Origin of the sequence: Azospirillum picis (assembly GCF_017876115.1) — a bacterium.
GTDB classification, from domain to species: domain Bacteria; phylum Pseudomonadota; class Alphaproteobacteria; order Azospirillales; family Azospirillaceae; genus Azospirillum; species Azospirillum picis.
This window is the reverse complement of record NZ_JAGINO010000013.1, coordinates 110,649-130,654: the sequence shown is the minus strand read 5'-3', so window position 1 is coordinate 130,654 and position 20,006 is coordinate 110,649. Positions and strand designations below refer to the sequence as shown.

At 68.3% G+C, this 20,006-nt stretch carries 4 protein-coding genes; 1 reads left to right on the top strand and 3 read right to left on the bottom strand.

From position 1 onward, the window contains the following. Window positions 1–307: 307 nt before the first annotated feature. A complete protein-coding gene (locus tag J2850_RS17920; protein WP_209984084.1) occupies window positions 308–1,228 on the bottom strand; it encodes a calcium-binding protein in 921 nt (306 codons plus the stop codon). Window positions 1,229–1,396: 168 nt separating this feature from the next. Next, on the bottom strand, window positions 1,397–2,029 hold the full coding sequence (locus tag J2850_RS17915) for a hypothetical protein (RefSeq protein WP_209984082.1): 633 nt from the start codon (window positions 2,027–2,029) through the stop codon (window positions 1,397–1,399). Window positions 2,030–2,305: 276 nt separating this feature from the next. On the opposite strand from J2850_RS17915, the gene J2850_RS17910 reads away from it, so the two are divergent. Then, entirely contained in the window at window positions 2,306–18,484 is a 16,179-nt protein-coding gene (locus J2850_RS17910; protein ID WP_209984079.1) for a beta strand repeat-containing protein, read from the top strand. Between the two features lie 67 nt (window positions 18,485–18,551). Here J2850_RS17910 and J2850_RS17905 read toward each other — a convergent pair whose 3' ends face one another. Then, on the bottom strand, window positions 18,552–19,976 hold the full coding sequence (locus J2850_RS17905) for a calcium-binding protein (RefSeq protein WP_246513184.1): 1,425 nt from the start codon (window positions 19,974–19,976) through the stop codon (window positions 18,552–18,554). Window positions 19,977–20,006: the final 30 nt, after the last annotated feature.

Sequence of the window (20,006 nt, the reverse complement as noted above, 5' to 3'; positions counted from 1 at the left end):
TGACAGCTCTCGTCGGAACGGCCACGACCGTTCCGACGTTGACGACCGTAGCTTCACTGCGGTTGCTTCCTCGGCCGGATAGGGCGCCGGCGAGGTGCGTCAGGCCTTGGTTCAGCAATCGACCCGCCAGCCGGGTGGAGGCCGTCAACGACGTCTGGGGACGCACTGAGCCTGGCTTGGTCCGTCCCGTCTCGACCAAGCATCTCCGGTCGATAAGTCTGCGAACCCGCCCGCCCTCATCTCCTCGGTAGACGGCCACGCAATGGTTCGGGGCCATTGCGTGGCGTCCGGGACGGGGAACGCCGTATCAGATGTTGACGAACCAATTGGCCGAGACCTGGCCGGCCTGCACCCCGGCCAGCGTCACCATGTCGCTGGTGGAGAAGGTGACGACAGCCTCGCCAGCCGTGTTCGCAGCGATCGTATAGGCAAGACCGCCGGCAAGGCCGATGCGATCACCGGCAGCGGCGTTGAAGTCGGCGATCACATCCACGCCGGAGCCGGTGGTGAAGGCAAAGAGATCCGCACCGTCCCCGCCGGTCAACCTGTCATCGCCCTTGTCGCCCCACAGAATGTCGTCGCCCCGGTCGCCGAAAAGAAAATCATTGTTCTGGCCGCCATACAGGGTGTCATTGTTCTGGCCACCATAAATCGTGTCGTTGCCAAAATCCCCCAATACGACGTCGTTGCCGAGATCGCCGCAGACCAGATCGTTTCCTTGGCCGCCGCGAACATTGTCATTTCCTTGGCCGCCGCGGACGATGTCGTCGCCGAGGTTGCCGTTGATCAGGTCGTCGCCGGTATTGCCGTTGACGAAGTCGTTTCCTGAGTTTGCAAAAACGGTGTCATTCCCGCCCTGCCCATAGAAGACGTCATTGCCCCCGCTCCCGGAGATCATGTCGTCGCCTCCCAGCACCGACGCGATCGCGGCGCCGCCGTCATAGGGCGGGTCGTAATAGCTGCTTACCGTTGTCGCGCTGACACTGAAGCCGCTGACCTCGAAGATCTTTCCGCCACTGTCAGCGGAAACGTACGAAAGAGCCGTTCCCCCGATCACACGGCCGTTCAGGTCAAACCTCAAATTGGAGCCGGTCCAGGTGTCGAAGGTCCCAGTATAGTATCCCACCACGACATGCTGGCTGTCATATGAACGCAGTTGCGCCCCGTATGTCGAGAGATCCGACCAATTCGACATGTCGATGGGCCGGTATGCAGTAAATGCGGGCATCTCTACCATTCCTTCGAAGGGGACATGGACTGGGCATCACACGTGCATCTACTCAAAGTAGAAGATAAAATGAAATTATATCAAGTTTAATCTAAGCCCAATCCATATGTGGCCGTTGAATTGCGCGGTGACACGGCATCCAACCGGCAATGGCAGATGGCTGTACCCCTATGGCGGCGTCTTTCCTCCCTCCGCCTTATCCGGACCATTGCCGGTTCCCGTGGTACGACGCCAGGCGGGAGCGGAGATGCGCAACCAGCGCCTGCAGGGCGGGAGCGGGCGGCCGAACGCGCGGGCGTCGCGGCTCAGCATGACCGCCGCAGGATCGCCGGTGCTCGGTGGTAGGGGGAGCCGGCATGCCGCCGCGCCGTTCCTGCCCTCTGGGCGCAGGCCCTTTGCCGGATGAAATGGCGGGCGCTTGAGCCCGACTTCGTCGGCGATGCCCTCGCCGCGCCGCACGGTGCTGCGGCTGGGCAGCCCGCGCGCCGAGAGCGCCTGGGCATTGGGCTGCCCCGACGCGGTGAACAGGAGGCCGCTGGTCGCCCCGACCGACCGGCACAGCCGCCAGAGGACGGCCTTCCAGCGTTCCGGGACGGTCACGGTGTCGTCGATGTCCTCGATCAGCGAGCCCGCCGCCGGGATCATGGCCCCCCACCAGAAGTCTTGCCGGTTGCCGCCCCCCATTGGCTGGAAGCAATCGCGGCGCTTCAACCCGTCCGTTGGCCGGCAGAGCGCCTTGCCGTCGCGCGCCTTGCCGGCCCGGCACCGGGTTTGGCACGGCGAAGGAGCGCCCATCGCCATCGGCAAGCCTCGCCGCATGCGGACAATGCGGTCCGTGAAGAGGGCGTGCGGTCAGGCACCGGGACGCTCCGGAACGGAAAGGGCACATTCGCCGACACTCACCGTGTCCAGCCCGTCGATGCCGGGCCACTGTGCCCTGTTGGGCAAGGCGCAGAGCAGGGGTTCAATACAACTGATCACAGCTCGTTTCTTATCACTAGCAAGTCAATGAGATAGAAAGGATGCTCCTGCAGGATCGAAAGGGGTGATGATGCCCCTTTGTGTGGAGTGGGTGCGATGGCTGAAGAGGCGGTTCCGGGACAAGCGCCGACGGTTGATGATCGGCAGATCCTCGACGACCTGACGCTTCTTCAGCAGGTCGACTCCCAACGGCTGGAGGGGGTGATCCACGAGGCCGGCACGGTGGCGCTGGAGCGCCCCGACGACACGCTCGGCTACGTGCAGACCGATTACCGCGGCGCCAGCGACCTGATGATCGGCGGCAACGTGCAGACCGGTGCCGTCCTCGGCGAAACCGTCGCCATCGCGGCCGACCTGCCGGCCGTCGCCACGCTGCTGGAAGGCGACGCCCTGCGGTCGGCCGGCATCCGGGGCGGCGGCCCCATCGGCCCGGAGGGATCGGGCGTCGACAGCGCCGATCCGGCGGACAGGGCAGCGGCCGACGATGCCGCCGCACAATTGCTGTGGAACCCGCGCACCACCACCCGGTATGAGGTGCCGGCCGTGTCCGGCGCGGAGGGGGAAGCCACGGCGTCCCAGCCCCAGTCCGCCGCGGCACCCGGCGCCGCCGCCGATCCGGCCACGGCCGTCGTCGCGGACGCCAATCCGGTTGCCGCCACCGCCGCCGTGCTGACCGCGCAGGCGGCGGCCACCGCCCCCAGCCTGGCAACCCGGCCGGCCACCGGCGATGAAGACACCGCCATCGCCCTCGACGTCACGGCCGCCGTCACCGGCACTGCCGGCGGGCAACTGCTGACCATCACCCTGTCCGGCATCCCCGACGGCTCGGTGCTCAGCAACGCCGGCGGCGTGCTGGTGGTGGTGAACGGCACCATCACGCTGACCGCGGAGCAGCTCGCCGGCCTGACCATCACGCCGCCGCCCAATGCCGGCGACGACTTCACGCTCACCGTCGTGGCGACCAGCAGCGGCACCGGCGGGGCGCTCAGCAGCACCACCACGTTGCCGGTGACGGTCAACCCGGTGTCCGATACGCCCACGCTGGCCGTGCAGCCGGCGACCGGCAACGAGGATACCGGCATTCCGCTGGCGATCACTGCCGCCCTGACCGACACCGACGGTTCGGAGGTGCTGAGCGTCACCATCGCCGGCGTTCCCCAGGGCGCGGTGCTGAGCTACGCCGGCGGCGTCCTCACCGTCGTCAATGGGACGGTGACGCTGACCCCGGCGCAGCTCGCGGGCCTGACCATCACGCCGCCGTCCAACAGCGACGCCGACTTCACCCTGCAGGTCACCGCGACGTCCCGCGACGGCTCGGCCGCGCCGGCGACCACGACCGCCCCGCTGCTGGTGACGGTCAACCCGGTGTCGGACCTGCCGACGCTGGCGGTCCAGGCGGCCAGCGGCGACGAGGACACCGGCATCCCGCTGTCGATCACCCCGGCGCTGACCGACACCGACGGCTCCGAGACGCTCAGCATCACCATCAGCGGCATTCCCAGCGGCGCCACGCTCCACAACGCGGCCGGCGACACGCTGACGATCAGCAACGGTTCCATCACCCTGACCCCGGCGCAACTGGCGGGGCTGGCGATCACGCCGCCCGCCAACAGCGACGCCGACTTCACCCTGCAGGTCACCGCGACGTCCCGCGACGGCTCGGCGGCGCCGGCCAGCGTCACCTCGCCCCTCGCCGTCACCGTCAACCCGGTGTCGGACACGCCGACGCTGGCGGTCCAGGCGGCCAGCGGCGACGAGGACACCGGCATCCCGCTGTCGATCAGCCCGGCGCTCACCGACACCGACGGTTCCGAGACGCTCGGCATCACCATCGCCGGCATCCCCGACGGGGCCAGGCTGACCAACGCGGCCGGCGACACGCTGACGATCAGCAACGGTTCCATCACCCTGGCACCGGCACAACTGGCGGGGCTGCGCATCACCCCGCCCCTCAACAGCGACGTCGACTTCACGCTGACCGTGACGGCCACGGCACGGGACGGCTCGGCGGTGCCGGCCAGCGTCACCTCCACCCTCGCCGTGACCGTCAATCCGGTGTCGGACCTGCCGACGCTGGGCGTGCAGGACGCCCATGGCGCCCAGGATACCGGCATTCCGCTGTCGATCAGCTCGGCGCTGACCGACACCGACGGCTCCGAGACGCTGAGCATCACCATCAGCGGCATCCCCGACGGGGCCAAGCTGACCAACGGCGCCGGCGACACGCTGACGATCAGCAACGGCGCCATCATCCTGGCGCCGAACCAGATCGCCGGCCTGACCATCACCCCGCCGCTGCACAGCGACGTCGACTTCACCCTGCAGGTCACCGCCACCGCCAAGGACGGCGCGGCCGTTCCGGCCAGCGTGAGCGCCCCGCTGCGGGTGGTGGTCGATCCGGTGACCGATGCGCCGACCTTGAGCGTCCAGCCGGCATCCGGCGCCGAGGACAGCGCGATCGCGCTCGACATCCGCGCGGCGCTGACCGACACCGACGGCTCGGAGACGCTCGGCATCACCATCTCCGGGGTCCCCCATGGCGCCAGCCTCAGCGCCGGCACCTCGGTCACCGAAGCGGACGGCACCACCACCTGGACGCTGACCCCCGACCAGTTGGCCAACCTGACCATCACCCCGCCGGCCGACAGCGACGTCGATTTCACGGTACAGGTCACCGCCACCAGCCGGGACGGCTCGGCCGCCCCGGTCAGCATCACCACGCCGCTGTCGGTGACCGTCACGCCGGTGTCCGATGCGCCGGCCCTTGCCGTATCGGCCGCGTCCGGCGCCGAGGACAGCGCGATCGCGCTCGACATCCGTCCGGCGCTGACCGACACCGACGGCTCGGAGTATCTCTCCGCCATCCGGATCGAGGGGCTGCCCGCGGGCGCCACGCTCAATCACGGCACCCACAATGCCGACGGTAGCTGGACCCTGACCGGCAACCCCGACGATCCGTCGGTGCTGCGCGCCCAACTCGACGACCTGAAGCTGACCCCGCCCGCGAACGACGCCCGCGACTTCCAGCTCACCGTCATTGCCTCTTCCCAGGAAACCAGCCGCGACGGCGCCGCCGCCGTGCCCGCGGCCACCACCACCCGGACCATCGATGTCCGTGTCGATGCCGTGGCCGACACCCCGACGCTTGACGTGTCGGCAGCCTCCGGGTCGGAGGACGGCTGGATCCCGCTCGACGTCCGCTCCGCCACCCTCGACACGGACGGGTCGGAGACGCTGGCGGTGCTCGTGACCGGCCTGCCCGACGGGGCGGTGCTGAACCATGGCACCCAGAACGCCAACGGCAGCTGGACGGTCGCCGCCGGTGACCTCGGCAGCCTGGCGATCAAGCCGCCGGCCAACAGCGACCGCGACTTCACCATCCACCTGCAGGCGCAGACCACCGAGACCGGCGGCGACGGCGCCATCGCCCAGCAACATGCCCTGTCGGACATCAAGGACATCCGCGTCACGGTGGCGGGTGTGGCGGACACGCCTGCGCTGACGCAGAGCGCGGCGGCGGCGGGGAACGAGGACAGCCGCATCGCGCTGAACCTCGACATGGCGGTGAAGGGGAGCAACGAGACGCTGGGACTGGTGCTGACCGGGGTGCCGGAGGGGGCGACCTTCTACAGCTCGGCCAGCGGCGATCCCGTCCACAGCGCCATCGGCCACTATGACGCCACGACCAAGAGCTGGAGCTTCAGCAGCGACGAGATCGCCACGCTCAAGCAGGACGGCAACGGGCTCTATATCCAGCCGCCCGAGGACTGGAGCGACTGGAACACCGCCAACCATAACGCCGGCGCCAGCATCACCGCGACGCTGACCGCCAGCCAGACCGATCCCGACAGCCACGTCACCACCACCGCCGACAAGACGCTGACCTTCACCCTGCATGTCGATGCGGTGGCCGATCAGCCGAAGGTCACCGCCAGCACGGATGGCGGTTTGGAGGACACGGCGATCCGCCTTGCCATCCATCCGTCGGTGAGCGACCGCGATGGGTCGGAGGAGATCGTCCGCATCACCATCAGCGATGTGCCGGAGGGCGCCACGCTGAGCCACGGCCAAAACCAGGGGCATGGCGTCTGGACGCTGGAGCCGGGCGATCTTGCCGACCTGACGATCAAGCCGCCGCCCAACAGCGACACCGACTTCACCCTCACCATCACCACCACCACCCAAGAAAAGGGCAGCGCGGTGGCGGTGGCCGAGGCGGTGTCCGATCCGGTCAAGCTCCTTGTCACGGTGGCGGGTGTGGCGGACACGCCTGCGCTGACGCAGAGCGCGGCGGCGGCGGGGAACGAGGACGGCCGCATCGCGCTGAACCTCGACATGGCGGTAAAGGGGAGCAACGAGACGCTGGGACTGGTGCTGACCGGGGTGCCGGAGGGGGCGACCTTCTACAGCTCGGCCAGCGGCGATCCCGTCCACAGCGCCATCGGCCACTATGACGCCACGACCAAGAGCTGGAGCTTCAGCAGCGACGAGATCGCCACGCTCAAGCAGGCCGGCAACGGGCTCTACATCCAGCCGCCCGAGGACTGGAGCGACTGGAACACCGCCGATCATAATGCCGGCGCCAGCATCACCGCGACGCTGACCGCCAGCCAGACCGATCCCGACAGCCACGTCACCACCACCGCCGACAAGACGCTGACCTTCACCCTGCATGTCGATGCGGTGGCCGATCAGCCGAAGGTCACCGCCAGCACGGATGGCGGTTTGGAGGACACGGCGATCCGCCTTGCCATCCATCCGTCGGTGAGCGACCGCGATGGGTCGGAGGAGATCGTCCGCATCACCATCAGCGATGTGCCGGAGGGCGCCACGCTGAGCCACGGCCAAAACCAGGGGCATGGCGTCTGGACGCTGGAGCCGGGCGATCTTGCCGACCTGACGATCAAGCCGCCGCCCAACAGCGACACCGACTTCACCCTCACCATCACCACCACCACCCAAGAAAAGGGCAGCGCGGTGGCGGTGGCCGAGGCGGTGTCCGACCCGGTCAAGCTCCTTGTCACGGTGGCGGGTGTGGCGGACACGCCTGCGCTGACGCAGAGCGCGGCGGCGGCGGGGAACGAGGACAGCCGCATCGCGCTGAACCTCGACATGGCGGTAAAGGGGAGCAACGAGACGCTGGGTCTGGTGCTGACCGGGGTGCCGGAAGGCTCGACCTTCTACAGCTCGGCCAGCGGCGATCCCGTCCACAGCGCCATCGGCCACTATGACGCCACGACCAAGAGCTGGAGCTTCAGCAGCGACGAGATCGCCACGCTCAAGCAGGCCGGCAACGGGCTCTACATCCAGCCGCCCGAGGACTGGAGCGACTGGAACACCGCCGATCATAATGCCGGCGCCAGCATCACCGCGACGCTGACCGCCAGCCAGACCGATCCCGACAGCCACGTCACCACCACCGCCGACAAGACGCTGACCTTCACCCTGCACGTCAACGCGGTGGCCGATCAGCCGACGGTGTCGGTGCTCCATGACCGGCTGACCATCACCCAGAACGACGACAGCGGGGCGGACGCCAATTGGCTGGCGCTCGACATCACCCCGCATCTGAAGGACAGCGACGGCTCGGAGGTCGCCAGCCTGACAATCACCGGCGTGCCGACCGACGCAAAGCTGAACCATGGCAGCCGGAACGACAACGGCAGCTGGACGGTGCCGGACGGGCAGTGGGGCGATCTGAAGCTGCTGCCGGGCGCCCACAATGCTCACGACTTCACGCTGACCATCGTCGCCAACGCAACGGAGAGCGGCAGCCAGGTGGCGGCGGGTCAGGGGACGGCGGTGTCCGACCCGGTGCGGATCGCGGTGACGGTCACCGGCATCGCCGAGACGCCGCTGCTGGTTCCGGGTGCGGCGCGCGGCAACGAGGACACGCTGATCGACCTGAAGTTGAGCCTGTCGGTGAGCGACCCGAACGAGCGGCTGACCAAGCTGGAGCTCACCGGCGTGCCGTCTGATTCGCATTTCTTCGCGGGCAGCAACGGGCATCCGATCGGGCATGACAACGGCGACGGGAGATGGAGCTTCAGCGCGGAGGAGGTGGCGACGATCCGCTCCGGCGGGCTGTACCTCCAGCCGCCGAAGGACTGGAGCGACTACGACACCGCCGGGCACGACACCGGCATGCGGATCGGCGCGACGCTGACGGCGGAGGCCACCGACCCCGACAGCAAGGTGGTGAGCACCTCGCACACCGAGCAGACGCTGTCGGTGCGGGTCGATGCCGTCGCCGATCAGCCGAAAGCCATGGTGGCGCAGGATGCGAGCGGCCATGAGTATGACGGGAAGACCCCCAACTGGATCGCGCTGAGCATCACCGCGCCCGAACTGAGGGACCAGGACGGTTCGGAGACGCTGGCCGTCACCGTCACCGGGCTGCCAGCGGCGGCGCTGCTCAACCACGGCAGCCGGAACGACGACGGTAGCTGGACGGTGGCCGCCGGCGACCTGGGCGACCTGAAGGTGCAGCCGGGGGCGCATGACGCCCGCGACTTCACCTTGACCTTCACGGCGACGGCGACGGAGCAGGGGAGCCACGTGGCGGTGGCGACCGCCTCGACCAGCACGACGCTGAAGGTCACGGTGGAGGGGGTGGCCGACACCCCCATGCTCCGCCAGACCCTTCCTGCGGGCGGCGACGAGGACACGCGCATCAACTTGAACCTGACCGAGGCGCTGGGCTTCAGCGCCTCGTCAGCCACCACGCCGGAAACGCTGACCCTGACCATCACCGGGGTGCCGGCGGGAACCAAGTTCTTCAGCGCCGCCACCGGCGACACGCCGGTCGGCACCGAGACGTCGCCCGGCACCTGGACCTTCAACGACGGCGAGATCGCCGTGGTCAGGAATGGCAGCCTCTACATGCTGCCGCCGACGGACTGGAGCGACTACGACACCGCCGGCCACGCCACCGGCATGCAGTTGCAGGCGAAGCTGACCGCGAGCGAGACCGATCCCGACAGCGGCATCGTCACCCATGCCCCGTCATCGGCGCTGGATTTCACCGTGACGGTCAACTCGGTCGCCGATGCGCCCAGCCTGACCTTCGCGGCGACCGCGGCGAACGGCACCACCACGGTGAAAGGCGCCGAGTTCGACGGCAAGACCGAGAACTGGATCGCCCTCAAGACCTTTGCCGCTCCGACCGACAAGGACGGCTCCGAGTATGTCAGCTCCGTCACCATCACCGGGCTGCCGGCAGGGGCCAGGCTGAATGCCGGTATCCAGAACAACGACGGTAGCTGGACCATCGCCGGCGACCCCGACAATCCGGCGGTGCTGCGCGAGGCGCTCGCCAATCTGAAGGTGTTGCCCGGTGCGCATGACGCCCGCGACTTCACCTTGACCTTCGTCGCCACCGCCACCGAACTCGGCAGCCATGTTTCCAAGTCGACCGCCACCACCACCCAGGCGGTGCGGGTCGAGGTCGAGGGTGTGGCCGACACCCCCGTGCTCCACCAGACCCTTCCTGCGGGCGGTGACGAGGACACGCGCATCAACCTGAACCTGACCGAGGCTTTGGGCTTCACCCTCTCCTCAACCACCACGGCGGAAACGCTGACCCTGACCATCACCGGGGTGCCGGACAAAAGCCAGTTCTTCGATGCCGAAGGGAACTCGATCGGCACCCAGTCGGCGGGAACCTGGACCTTCAGCGACGCCGAGATCGCCAAGCTGAACCAGGCCGGCAACGGGCTCTACCTCAAGCCGCCGCCGGACTGGAGCGACTGGAGCAGCGCCGATCACACCGCCGGCCTGCCACTGCACGTCACCTTGACAGCGACGGAAGTGGACCCGGACAGCGGCAAGGCCACCACCGCCTCCACCGCCACCGACATCACCGTCCATGTCGATGCGGTCGCCGACACGCCCAAGCTGGGTGTTTCGAACGCCACGGGCTCCCAGAACGACCTGAGCGGCGCAGCGGGGCGGTGGATCGACCTGAAGATCACCCCGACCGTCGCCGACGCCGACGGCTCGGAATACATCGCCTCCATCACCATCAGCAAAGTGCCGGCCGGCGCCACGCTCAACCATGGCGTGGATCTGGGGATCACCGATAAGGCAACCGGCACGCACAGCTGGAAGATCGACAGTGCCGACATCGCCGGCCTGAAGTTGCTGCCGCCGGCCCACGACGCCAAGGATTTCAGCATCACCGTGCAGGCGACCGCCAGCGAGCGCGGGGAGGATGCGCAGGTGTCCGTGCGCGACGCCCTGTCGGAGGTGAAGACCATCCTCGTCACCGTGAAGGCGACGGCGGAGGCCCCGATCCTCGGCCAGACTGGTCCAGCCAAGGGGGACGAGGACACCCGCATCAATGTCCACCTGGACACGCGGCTGTCCGATCCCGGCGAGACCTTTACCGGCATGACCATCAGCGGCCAGCCGGAAGGCACGGTGTTCTACACCACCGACGACCCGTCCAGCCCCGACTACGGCACGATGGTCGGCAGCTACGACGCCGCCAGCAAGAGCTGGAGCTTCAGTGCCGCCGACCTCACCAAGATCGCCTCGGCCGGCCATGGCCTGTTCGTGCAGCCGCCGCGCGACTGGAGTGACTGGAACAGCGGCAATCACAGCGCCGGGTTGGCGCTGACCACCAAGCTGTCGGCCCAGAAGGTCGATCCCGACAGCAAGGCGGTTGTGACCGCGACCACGACCCGCATCCTGGCGGTGGAGGTCGATGCCGTCGCCGATGCCCCCACCGTGACCGCCGCCGCCGCCGCAGGCAAGGAGGGCGCGCCGATCAAGCTGTCGATCGCGCCGCACCTGACGGATGCCGACGGGTCGGAGGTGATCGATCACCTGACCATCACCGGCATTCCCGATGGGGCCACGCTGACCGACGGCAACGGCAGGATCCTCACCGTCGTCGACGGGGCGGCCACCCTGACCCCGGAGCAGCTCAAGAACCTGCACATCACGCCGCCGGCCCACAGCGACGCCGACTTCACCCTGCACATCACCGCGACGGCGAAGGAGACCGGTGATCCGGCCCACATCGCCACCTCGTCCGCCACCTCCAAGGTGTACGACCTGCGGGTGACGGTGGAGGCGGTTGCCGACACGCCAAAGGTCACCGTGACCGCCGCCAGCGGCAACGAGGATAGCTGGATCGATCTCGGCGGCAAGATCGCCATCACCACGCCAGACCATGACGGATCGGAAAGCCTCAGCCTGCGCATCGAGGGGCTGCCGACAGGCGCCCTGCTCAATCACGGCAGCAGGAACGCCGACGGCAGTTGGACGCTGTACCAGGCCGACCTCGCCGACCTGAAGCTGTTGCCGCCCAAGGATGTGAACGCGGATCTCACCTTGAAGGTGACGGGGGTTGCGACCGAGGCGTCGAACGGCGACGTCGCCGTCTCCACTCCCGTCACCCTGACCGTCACGGTCACCGGTACGCCGGAAGCGCCGCTGCTGAGCCAGAGCGCCCATGCCTCGGGGTATGAGGACAGCCGCATCGACCTGCACCTGACCGAGGCCCTGACCGACCGCAACGAGGCGCTGAGCCTGACCCTGGGCGGCATCCCGCCGGACGCGCAGTTCTACGTCTCGCCGACGGACGCCACACCGGTCGGCCAGTGGGTGGCCAACAGCGGCGAGGCGTTCGGCGGCCATTACAGCTTCACCGCCGCGGAGGTGGATAAGATGAAGGCCGGCGGCCTGTTCCTGCTGCCGCCCAAGGATTGGAGCGACTGGAGCAGCAAGGGCGCTGCCGGACAGGATTGGAGCGGCTGGAGCCCGGGCCAGGGCGGCATGGCGGTGACCGCCACGCTGATCTCCACCGACACCGACGTCGACACCGGCGTCCAGACCAGCGCCGGCACCAAGATCACCTTCGACGTGCATGTCAAGGGCGTCGCCGACGCCCCCAACGGCCTGGGCGCAGGCAATTTCCAGGTCCATGTCAAGGAGGACGGCGACGCCGCCAGCGGCAACGTCACGCACGGCAGCCTGGTCGATCTCGGCTTCGGGGCGCTGTCGCCGAAGGATGGCGACGGGTCGGAGCATCTGTCGGTGGTGATCAGCGACCTGCCGGCCGGCTGCTCCCTGCAGTTCGCCAATGGCGTGTCGATCGACAACCTGGTGCCGATCGCGCCCGGCAAATGGTCGGTCGACCAGCAGTATCTGTCCAGCCTGCGGCTGGTGGTGCCGGAGAACGCCAACGTCGATACCCGCGGCGTGCTGACGCTGAGGGCCGACGTGGTGGTGACCGAGGTGGACGGCGACGTTCGCATCGACCAGCGCAGCGTCGAGGTCACCATCGACGCGGTGACCGACCAGGCGAGGATCTCCGGCGGCGGCACCTACGATGAAGACGCCGTGATGGCCCTCCATCTGTCGGTGGCGGCCGGCGGCATCGGCGAGACGGTCGACAGCATCAGCCTCGACCTCGGCAAGCTGCCGAGCGGTTCGACCTTCCTCTATGACGGCCGGGAGGTGGCGATCCCGGCCGGCGGTCTCTACACCGTGCCGGCAGGCTTCGACCTGTCGAAGTTCGCGGTGAAGCCGCCGCAGAACTACAGCGACTACACCAACCACGGCAATCCGATCAGCATCGGGGTCAGCGTGGTCAGCCACGACCATGGTGCCGCCAGCCTGACCACCACCAAGACCCTCACGCTTGCGGTCTCGGGCGTGGCCGATGCGCCGACCGTCTCGGGCAGCTTCAGCGATCTGACCATGAACTCGGGCTTGTTCGCGGCTCTGCCGGTGGCTGATCGCCTGAATTTGGGAGACAAGGACAGCTCGGAACGGCTGTGGATGGCGGTGGACGGTCTTCCCGACGGTGCCATTCTGGTCGATGGCGCCGGCCATCTGGTTGGGCTGAATGAAGGACATGGCCGATGGCTGTTGACCCCCGCACAGTGGGACACTGCCACCGGTGGAGGCGGGCTGAACCTTCGGGTGCCTGTGGGGCTGCGCGACAGCAGCGGCACGGCACTCACCTCCGCCACCATCACCATCACACCCCTGAGCGTCGAGCGTGACACGGGAAGTGTTGGCCAGGGTTCACCCACCCACTTCTCCATCAGCTTTGCTGAAAACGGCGCCAGCCATGGCGGTGGCAGCCACGCGAACAACGGGTGGGGCAACGGAGATCAAACCGCGCCCGGCAATTCCGGTCCCAACAACAACGCGGAGAACAGCACCGGCAGCACCGGGAATGGCAATGGGAACCAAAACAACGGCAACCATGGGCATGCTGGTGGGGCGGGCACAGGGGAGCTCGTCCCCATTGACCCGACAATGCCGTCCCTTGGCTATGGCCAATTGCAGCCCAATGGCGTGATCGGGGCGAAAGGCGCAGAGGATGGCACGATTGCGCTGTCCATCAAGATTGGAGGGCACAGCGGCCAGACGGCAACGCTGGTGATCGACGCTGCCTCTCTGCCCGCCGGTGCCAAACTGTCGGCCGGCATCTATGACCCGGTGCACAATGTCTGGACCGTGGGTGAAAGCGAGATCGCTGATCTCTCCATCACTCCGCCTGCCAATTGGAACAGCGAGCAAAACGGCTCCATCACGTTGCTTGGCCATGTCGTGCTGACCGATCCGGCAACGGGTGGCACAAGCATCGCCGCGCTGCCAATGACGGTTCTGGTCGATGCGGTCACCGATAGCCCCACGCTGTCGGGCGGTGGCCAGGGCAAGGAAGATCACCCCATCGCGCTGAACCTCGCCGTCGCAGCGGGAGCAGCGGGGGAGACCGTGGAGAGCGTCGTCATCAGCGATGTTCCCCCTGGAGCCAAACTGATCGATGCAAACGGTGCGGTGCTGGCCGCCGACCCCGTGACCGGCCATTACACCATGTCGGTGGCAACCGCCGCCGGGCTGAAGCTGCTGCCGCCCGCCAATTGGAGCGATTACAGTGGCAGCCTGACCTTGCATGTGGAGGTCACCGCCCGCGATCATCTGGCCGCCCCTGTGACCATCGACAAAACCATCACGGTCGGCGTGGCCGGCGTCACCGATCCCGTGACGCTGGACACCAGCAAGGCGAGCGGCCGCGAGGATCAGTGGATCACGCTGAACGACGCCACCATCCGGCATCTGACGGCCAGCTTGGACGATACCGACGGCTCGCAGGCGATGTCGGTGGTCATCACCGGCGTGCCGGCCGGCGCGGTGTTCAACCATGGCGCCAACAACGGCCTCGATGCCTCCGGGACGACCTATAGCTGGAAGTTCTCGGCCGCCGACGTGGGCGACCTGAAGTTCCTGGCGCCGCAGGACTACAACGGCACGCTCACCCTGTCGGTCACCGCCTATACGTGGGAGCGCGGCAAGGGCGACCCGGTCGACGGCGGCATGGTCGCCACCACCGCCCCCCTCACCATCGCGGTGGCGGCGGCGGCCGACGCGCCGCAGATCTTCGTCCACATGGCGCGGGGCACCGAGGACAGCCCGATCGCGCTCGACATCTCCGGCATGGTGCCGAGCCGCGGCAATGACATGATCGACGCCTGGACCATCACCTTGCCGTCGAGCGCCTATACGCTCAGCGCCGGCACCCTCGCGGCCGACGGCGTCACCTGGACGCTGACCCCCGCGCAGCTCGCCAACCTCACCGTCAGCGCGCCGCACGACAGCGCCGCCAGCTTCACCGTCACCGTTGCGGCCCGCAGCAGCGAGCTGGACCCGGTCAGCGGCCAGCGGGTCTATTCGCCGGTGGTGACGACCAGCTTCGCGGTCAACATCGATGCGGTGGCCGACAAGCCCACGGTGAGCGCCGCCGCGGCCTCCGGTATGGAGGATGGCTGGATCGAGCTGAAGATCACCCCGGCGGTCACCGACGCCGACGGCTCGGAGAGCATCGGCTACATCACCATCGACAAGGTGCCGGACGGCGCCCTGCTGAACCATGGCGTCGATCTGGGGATCACCGATCCCGCCAGCAACACGCACAGTTGGCGGGTCAGCGCCGCCGACATCGCCGGCCTGAAGCTGCTGCCGCCGCCCGACGACGCGCATGACATGATGCTCAGCGTGCGCGCCACCTCGATCGAGCGCAGCAACGGCAACACGGCCACCAGCGATGCGGTCGGCCTTGCGGTCACCGTCACCGCCGCGGCCGACACGCCGCACCTCACCCAGTCGGCGCCGGCGCATGGCGACGAGGACAGCCGCATCGCCCTCAACCTCAGCCCCATGCTGGGGGCGGCGAACGAGACCCTGAGCATGACGCTGACCGGCATTCCGGACGGCGCTGTCCTCTACCTGTCGAGCGATCCGGACGACCCGCGGACGGTCGGCACCTTCGATGCCGTCAGCCACACTTGGCGCCTGTTGGGCAGCGACCTTGCCAAGATCCAGGCGAACGGCCTCTATCTCAAGCCACCGCCCAACTGGAGCGACTGGAGTTCGGCCGGTCACACCACCGGCATGACGGTGGTTGCCACGCTGACCTCCACCGACCACGACCCGGATGCCCCCCAAACCGCGCCCCAGGCGTCGACCAGCCTGTCCTTCACCGTCCATGTCGACAGTGTGGCCGACGCGCCGAAGCTGACCGCCTCCCCGGTCACCACGCCGGAAGACCAGCCGATCGCCCTCAACATCCGCGCCAGCCTGGGTGACACCACCGGGTCTGAGTATCTGGTCGGCTATACCATCACCGGCGTTCCGACGGGAGCGTCGCTCAACCATGGCACCCGCAATGGCGATGGCAGCTGGAGCCTGAAGCCCGGGGACGTGGACGGTCTGAAGATCACGCCGCCGCTCAACAGCGATGCCGACTTCACGCTCCACATCGAGGCGGTGTCACACAATTGGCAAAATGATGGGACTGCGACCGCCACGGCCGACTTGCGGGTCACGGTCAACGGCGTTGCGGACACGCCTGCGCTGACGCAGGGCACGGCGGCGGCGGGGAACGAGGACACGCGCATCGCGCTGAACCTCGACATGGCGGTGAAGGGGAGCAACGAGACGCTGGGGCTGGTGCTGACCGGGGTTCCGGAAGGCTCGACCTTCTACAGCTCGGCCAGCGGCGGGGCGATCGGCCACTATGACGCCATGACCAAGAGCTGGAGCTTCGACAGCGGCGAGATCGCCACGCTCAAGCAGACCGGCAACGGGCTTTACATCAAGCCGCCCGAGGACTGGAGCGACTGGAACACCGCCAACCATAACGCCGGCGCCAGCATCACCGCGACGCTGACCGCCAGCCAGACCGATCCCGACAGCCACGTCACCACCACCGCCGACAAGACGCTGACCTTCACCCTGCACATCAATGCGGTGGCCGATCAGCCGACGGTGTCGGTGCTCCATGACCGGCTGACCATCACCCAGAACGACGACAGCGGGGCGGACGCCAATTGGCTGGCGCTCGACATCACCCCGCATCTGAAGGACAGCGACGGCTCGGAGGTCGCCAGCCTGACAATCACCGGCGTGCCGACCGACGCAAAGCTGAACCATGGCAGCCGGAACGACAACGGCAGCTGGACGATGCCGGACGGGCAGTGGGGCGATCTGAAGCTGCTGCCGGGCGCCCACAATGCTCACGACTTCACGCTGACCATCGTCGCCAACGCAACGGAGAGCGGCAGCCAGGTGGCGGCGGGTCAGGGGACGGCGGTGTCCGACCCGGTGCGGATCGCGGTGACGGTCACCGGGATCGCGGAGACGCCGCTGCTGGTGCCGGGTGCGGCGCGCGGCAACGAGGACACTCTGATCGACCTGAAGCTGAGCCTGTCGGTGAGCGACCCGAACGAGCGGCTGACCAAGCTGGAGCTCACCGGCGTGCCGTCTGATTCGCATTTCTTCGCGGGCAGCAACGGGCATCCGATCGGCCACGACGACGGCAACGGGAGATGGAGCTTCAGCGCGGAGGAGGTGGCGACGATCCGCTCCGGCGGGCTGTACCTCCAGCCGCCGAAGAACTGGAGCGACTATGACACCGCCGGGCACGACACCGGCATGCGGATCGGCGCGACGCTGACGGCGGAGGCCACCGACCCCGACAGCAAGGTGGTGAGCACCTCGCACACCGAGCAGACGCTGAGCCTACACGTCGATGGCGTCGCCGATCAGCCGGACCTGACGCTGGCTCCGGTGCATGGAACCGTCGGCACGGCCATCGCGCTGAACATCGGTGCGGTGCTGAAGGACACCGACGGCTCGGAAACGCTGACCGTCACGATCGCGCCGCTGCCGTCCGGCTACAGCCTGAACAACGGTCATCACAACACCGACGGCTCCTGGACGCTCGGCGCGCAGGATCTGCCCGGTCTGGCCTTGACCGCCCCGGCCGGTGCGGCCGGCAGCGTTGCGCTGTCGGTCACGGCGCAGGCAACGGATGGCCACAGCACGGCCGAGACGACGGGCTCCCTGACCGTCACCCTCGACCCGGCCAACCAGGCGCCGGTCCTGTCCGCCGACCATTCGGCAACCATCAGCGCGGCCGATCCCAAGGTGGCCGAACACGCTTCGGTCACCGATCCCGACAGCAGCGAGCTGTCCCGCCTGACGATCAGCATCGTTTCCGGGGCGGAGAGTGGCGATCGCCTGACGCTCGGCAGCTTGAGTCTCGTCGAGGACCCGGCCACCCATCGCACCACCGTCGCCGGGACCGATGTCGAGGTTTCCTGGGATGCGGCCGCCAATCAACTGACGCTGCATGGCACCGCCTCGACCGCCACCTACACCGACATCCTGCAGCATGTGTCCATGACGACCGCGGATGGCAGCGGGATGCGGACCCTGGAAGTAAAGGCCACCGACGCGGCAGGGGGTGCAAGCAATCCCATGCGGGTCGATGTCCAGGTGGTCGGCGACCAGATCACGAACGCTCCGGCAAGCTCCGCCAGGACGTTCGCCGTATCGTCCGCCGATCCCACGGAGACCGGGGACGGTCTGGCCGCCAGCGATCATGCGATGGCCGCCGCCATGGCCAATACCGGGGCCGACGCCGGAACTGCGGAGGCGGGTGCGGTATCGTCGGGATCAAGCGACGATGCCGCATCGGGGGCGGCGGCCCTGGACCGGCACTACACCGAGTCCATGGCCCTCCTCGGCCTGTCCGACCATCCGAGCATGAGCGGGGCGGGCGACTGGACGGGGGCGGGCTCCCTCGGGGGGGGTGGCGTGTCGACCATGGACGACAGTTGGATCGGTCAGTCCAGCCATCCGGCCGATCCCGCGACCACCGGCGATCCCCTCGCGGCGGACGGCACCACCCATCATGATCCGGCCATCCTCACCCCGGTCACGCCGGAGGTGGAACGGGTTCCGGCGTGACAAAGCGGAAGGCATGAACAAGCCGGCTCCGGTGCAGCCCCGAGGGGCACACCGGAGCCGGACGGTCTCACCCCTTCACGACCCAGCCGGCCTGGACCTGGGCTTGGCTGACGCCGCGCAGCACCACCTCGTCCTCGGTGGAGAAGACGATCACCGCATTGCCGGCACCGTCGCTGCGCAGGCTGTAGCCCTGGCCGTCGGCCAGCCGCAGCCGGTCGCCCTCGGCGGCTTGGAAGTCGGTGATCACGTCCTTGCCGCTGCCGCTTGCGAAGACGAACAGGTCGGCCCCCGCCCCGCCGATCAGCGTGTCGGCACCGCGGTCGCCGGAGAGCACGTCGTCGCCGAGATCACCGAACAGCAGGTCGTCGTCCAGCCCGCCGAACAGCGTGTCGGCATCCTGGCCGCCATGGAGCGTGTCCGCCCCGGCATTGCCGAACAGCAGATCCGCACCGCTGTTGCCGAACAGCAGGTCGCCGCTGAGATCGGCCAAGCCGCCGTCGGACAGCCCGCCGGTGAGCACGTCATTGCCTTGGTCGCCGTTCAGCGTGTCGGCCCCGAGGTCGCCCGACAGCCGGTCGTCGTCGCGCCCGCCGTGGAGCAGGTCCTCGCCCCGGCCGCCGAACAGCGTGTCGGCGCCGGTGTTGCCGAACAGCACGTCGCTGCCGGTGTTGCCAAAGAGCCGGTCGTGCTCCTCGCCGCCCTGCACCGTGTCGTTGCCGTCGTCGCCGTAGAGCACGTCGTTGCCGGTCTTGGAGCCGACGAAGTCGTCGCCGCCGCCGCCATGCAGGGTGTCGTCGTCGGCGCCGAGGATGATGGTCTGGTTGGCGCCGTCGCCCCAGACGGTTTGGGAGCCGTCGCCGCCGGTCACCGTCACCGCGCCGATCACCGCGGCGAAGGTGACGTTCTGCAACTGGATGGTGCTGCCGGTCGGCAGGCCGCGGCCATCGATCACCAAGGCGGTCTGCGGGCCGCCAGCCGCGGCCGGGGTGCCGCTGATGACCAGTGGGGCTTCGGGGGCCGTCGTACTGCCGAAGGCGACGCTCGGCGAGATGGTCTGGACGAGCAGCGGGGTGTCGACCGGCAGCCCCTGGAGGAAGCCGCCGCCGCCGCCGGTGAGCTGGGCCTGGTCGCTCGAGCCGGCGGTGGTGTGGGCCTTGATCTCGCGGATCAGGTCGGTGAGGGAGTTGCCGGCCGCCTTGGGCGTGGACGAGCCGCTGGCGGTCAGGCCGTAGCCGGCCGGCAGCTGCGCCGTCAGCACCGGGCTGCCGCCGCTGCTCGCCAGCGGGATGTCGGCGACGCCGTTGTTGCCGACGGACTCGGTGCGCCCGGCCGTCACCACCGGGACGGTGATGACGGTCGAGGCCGTGCCGTCGCCGTTGTACATCGTGTTGGTCTGTACAGGAACGCCGTCCACCGTGCTGCTGCTGCCGCCATCGCTGCTCGGCGGTGGTGGCATGGCTGGCGTGGTGAAGCTGTAGGTGCTGCCGCTCATGGCGTTGCCATGGAGGTCATGGAACGCGAA

Excerpts from the sequence above, each read along its gene's own strand:
- J2850_RS17920 (WP_209984084.1), bottom strand. The coding sequence starts at position 1,228 with ATGCCCGCATTTACTGCATACCGGCCCATCGACATGTCGAATTGGTCG.
- J2850_RS17915 (WP_209984082.1), bottom strand. The coding sequence starts at position 2,029 with ATGGCGATGGGCGCTCCTTCGCCGTGCCAAACCCGGTGCCGGGCCGGC.
- J2850_RS17910 (WP_209984079.1), top strand. The coding sequence starts at position 2,306 with ATGGCTGAAGAGGCGGTTCCGGGACAAGCGCCGACGGTTGATGATCGG.
- J2850_RS17905 (WP_246513184.1), bottom strand. The coding sequence starts at position 19,976 with ATGAGCGGCAGCACCTACAGCTTCACCACGCCAGCCATGCCACCACCG.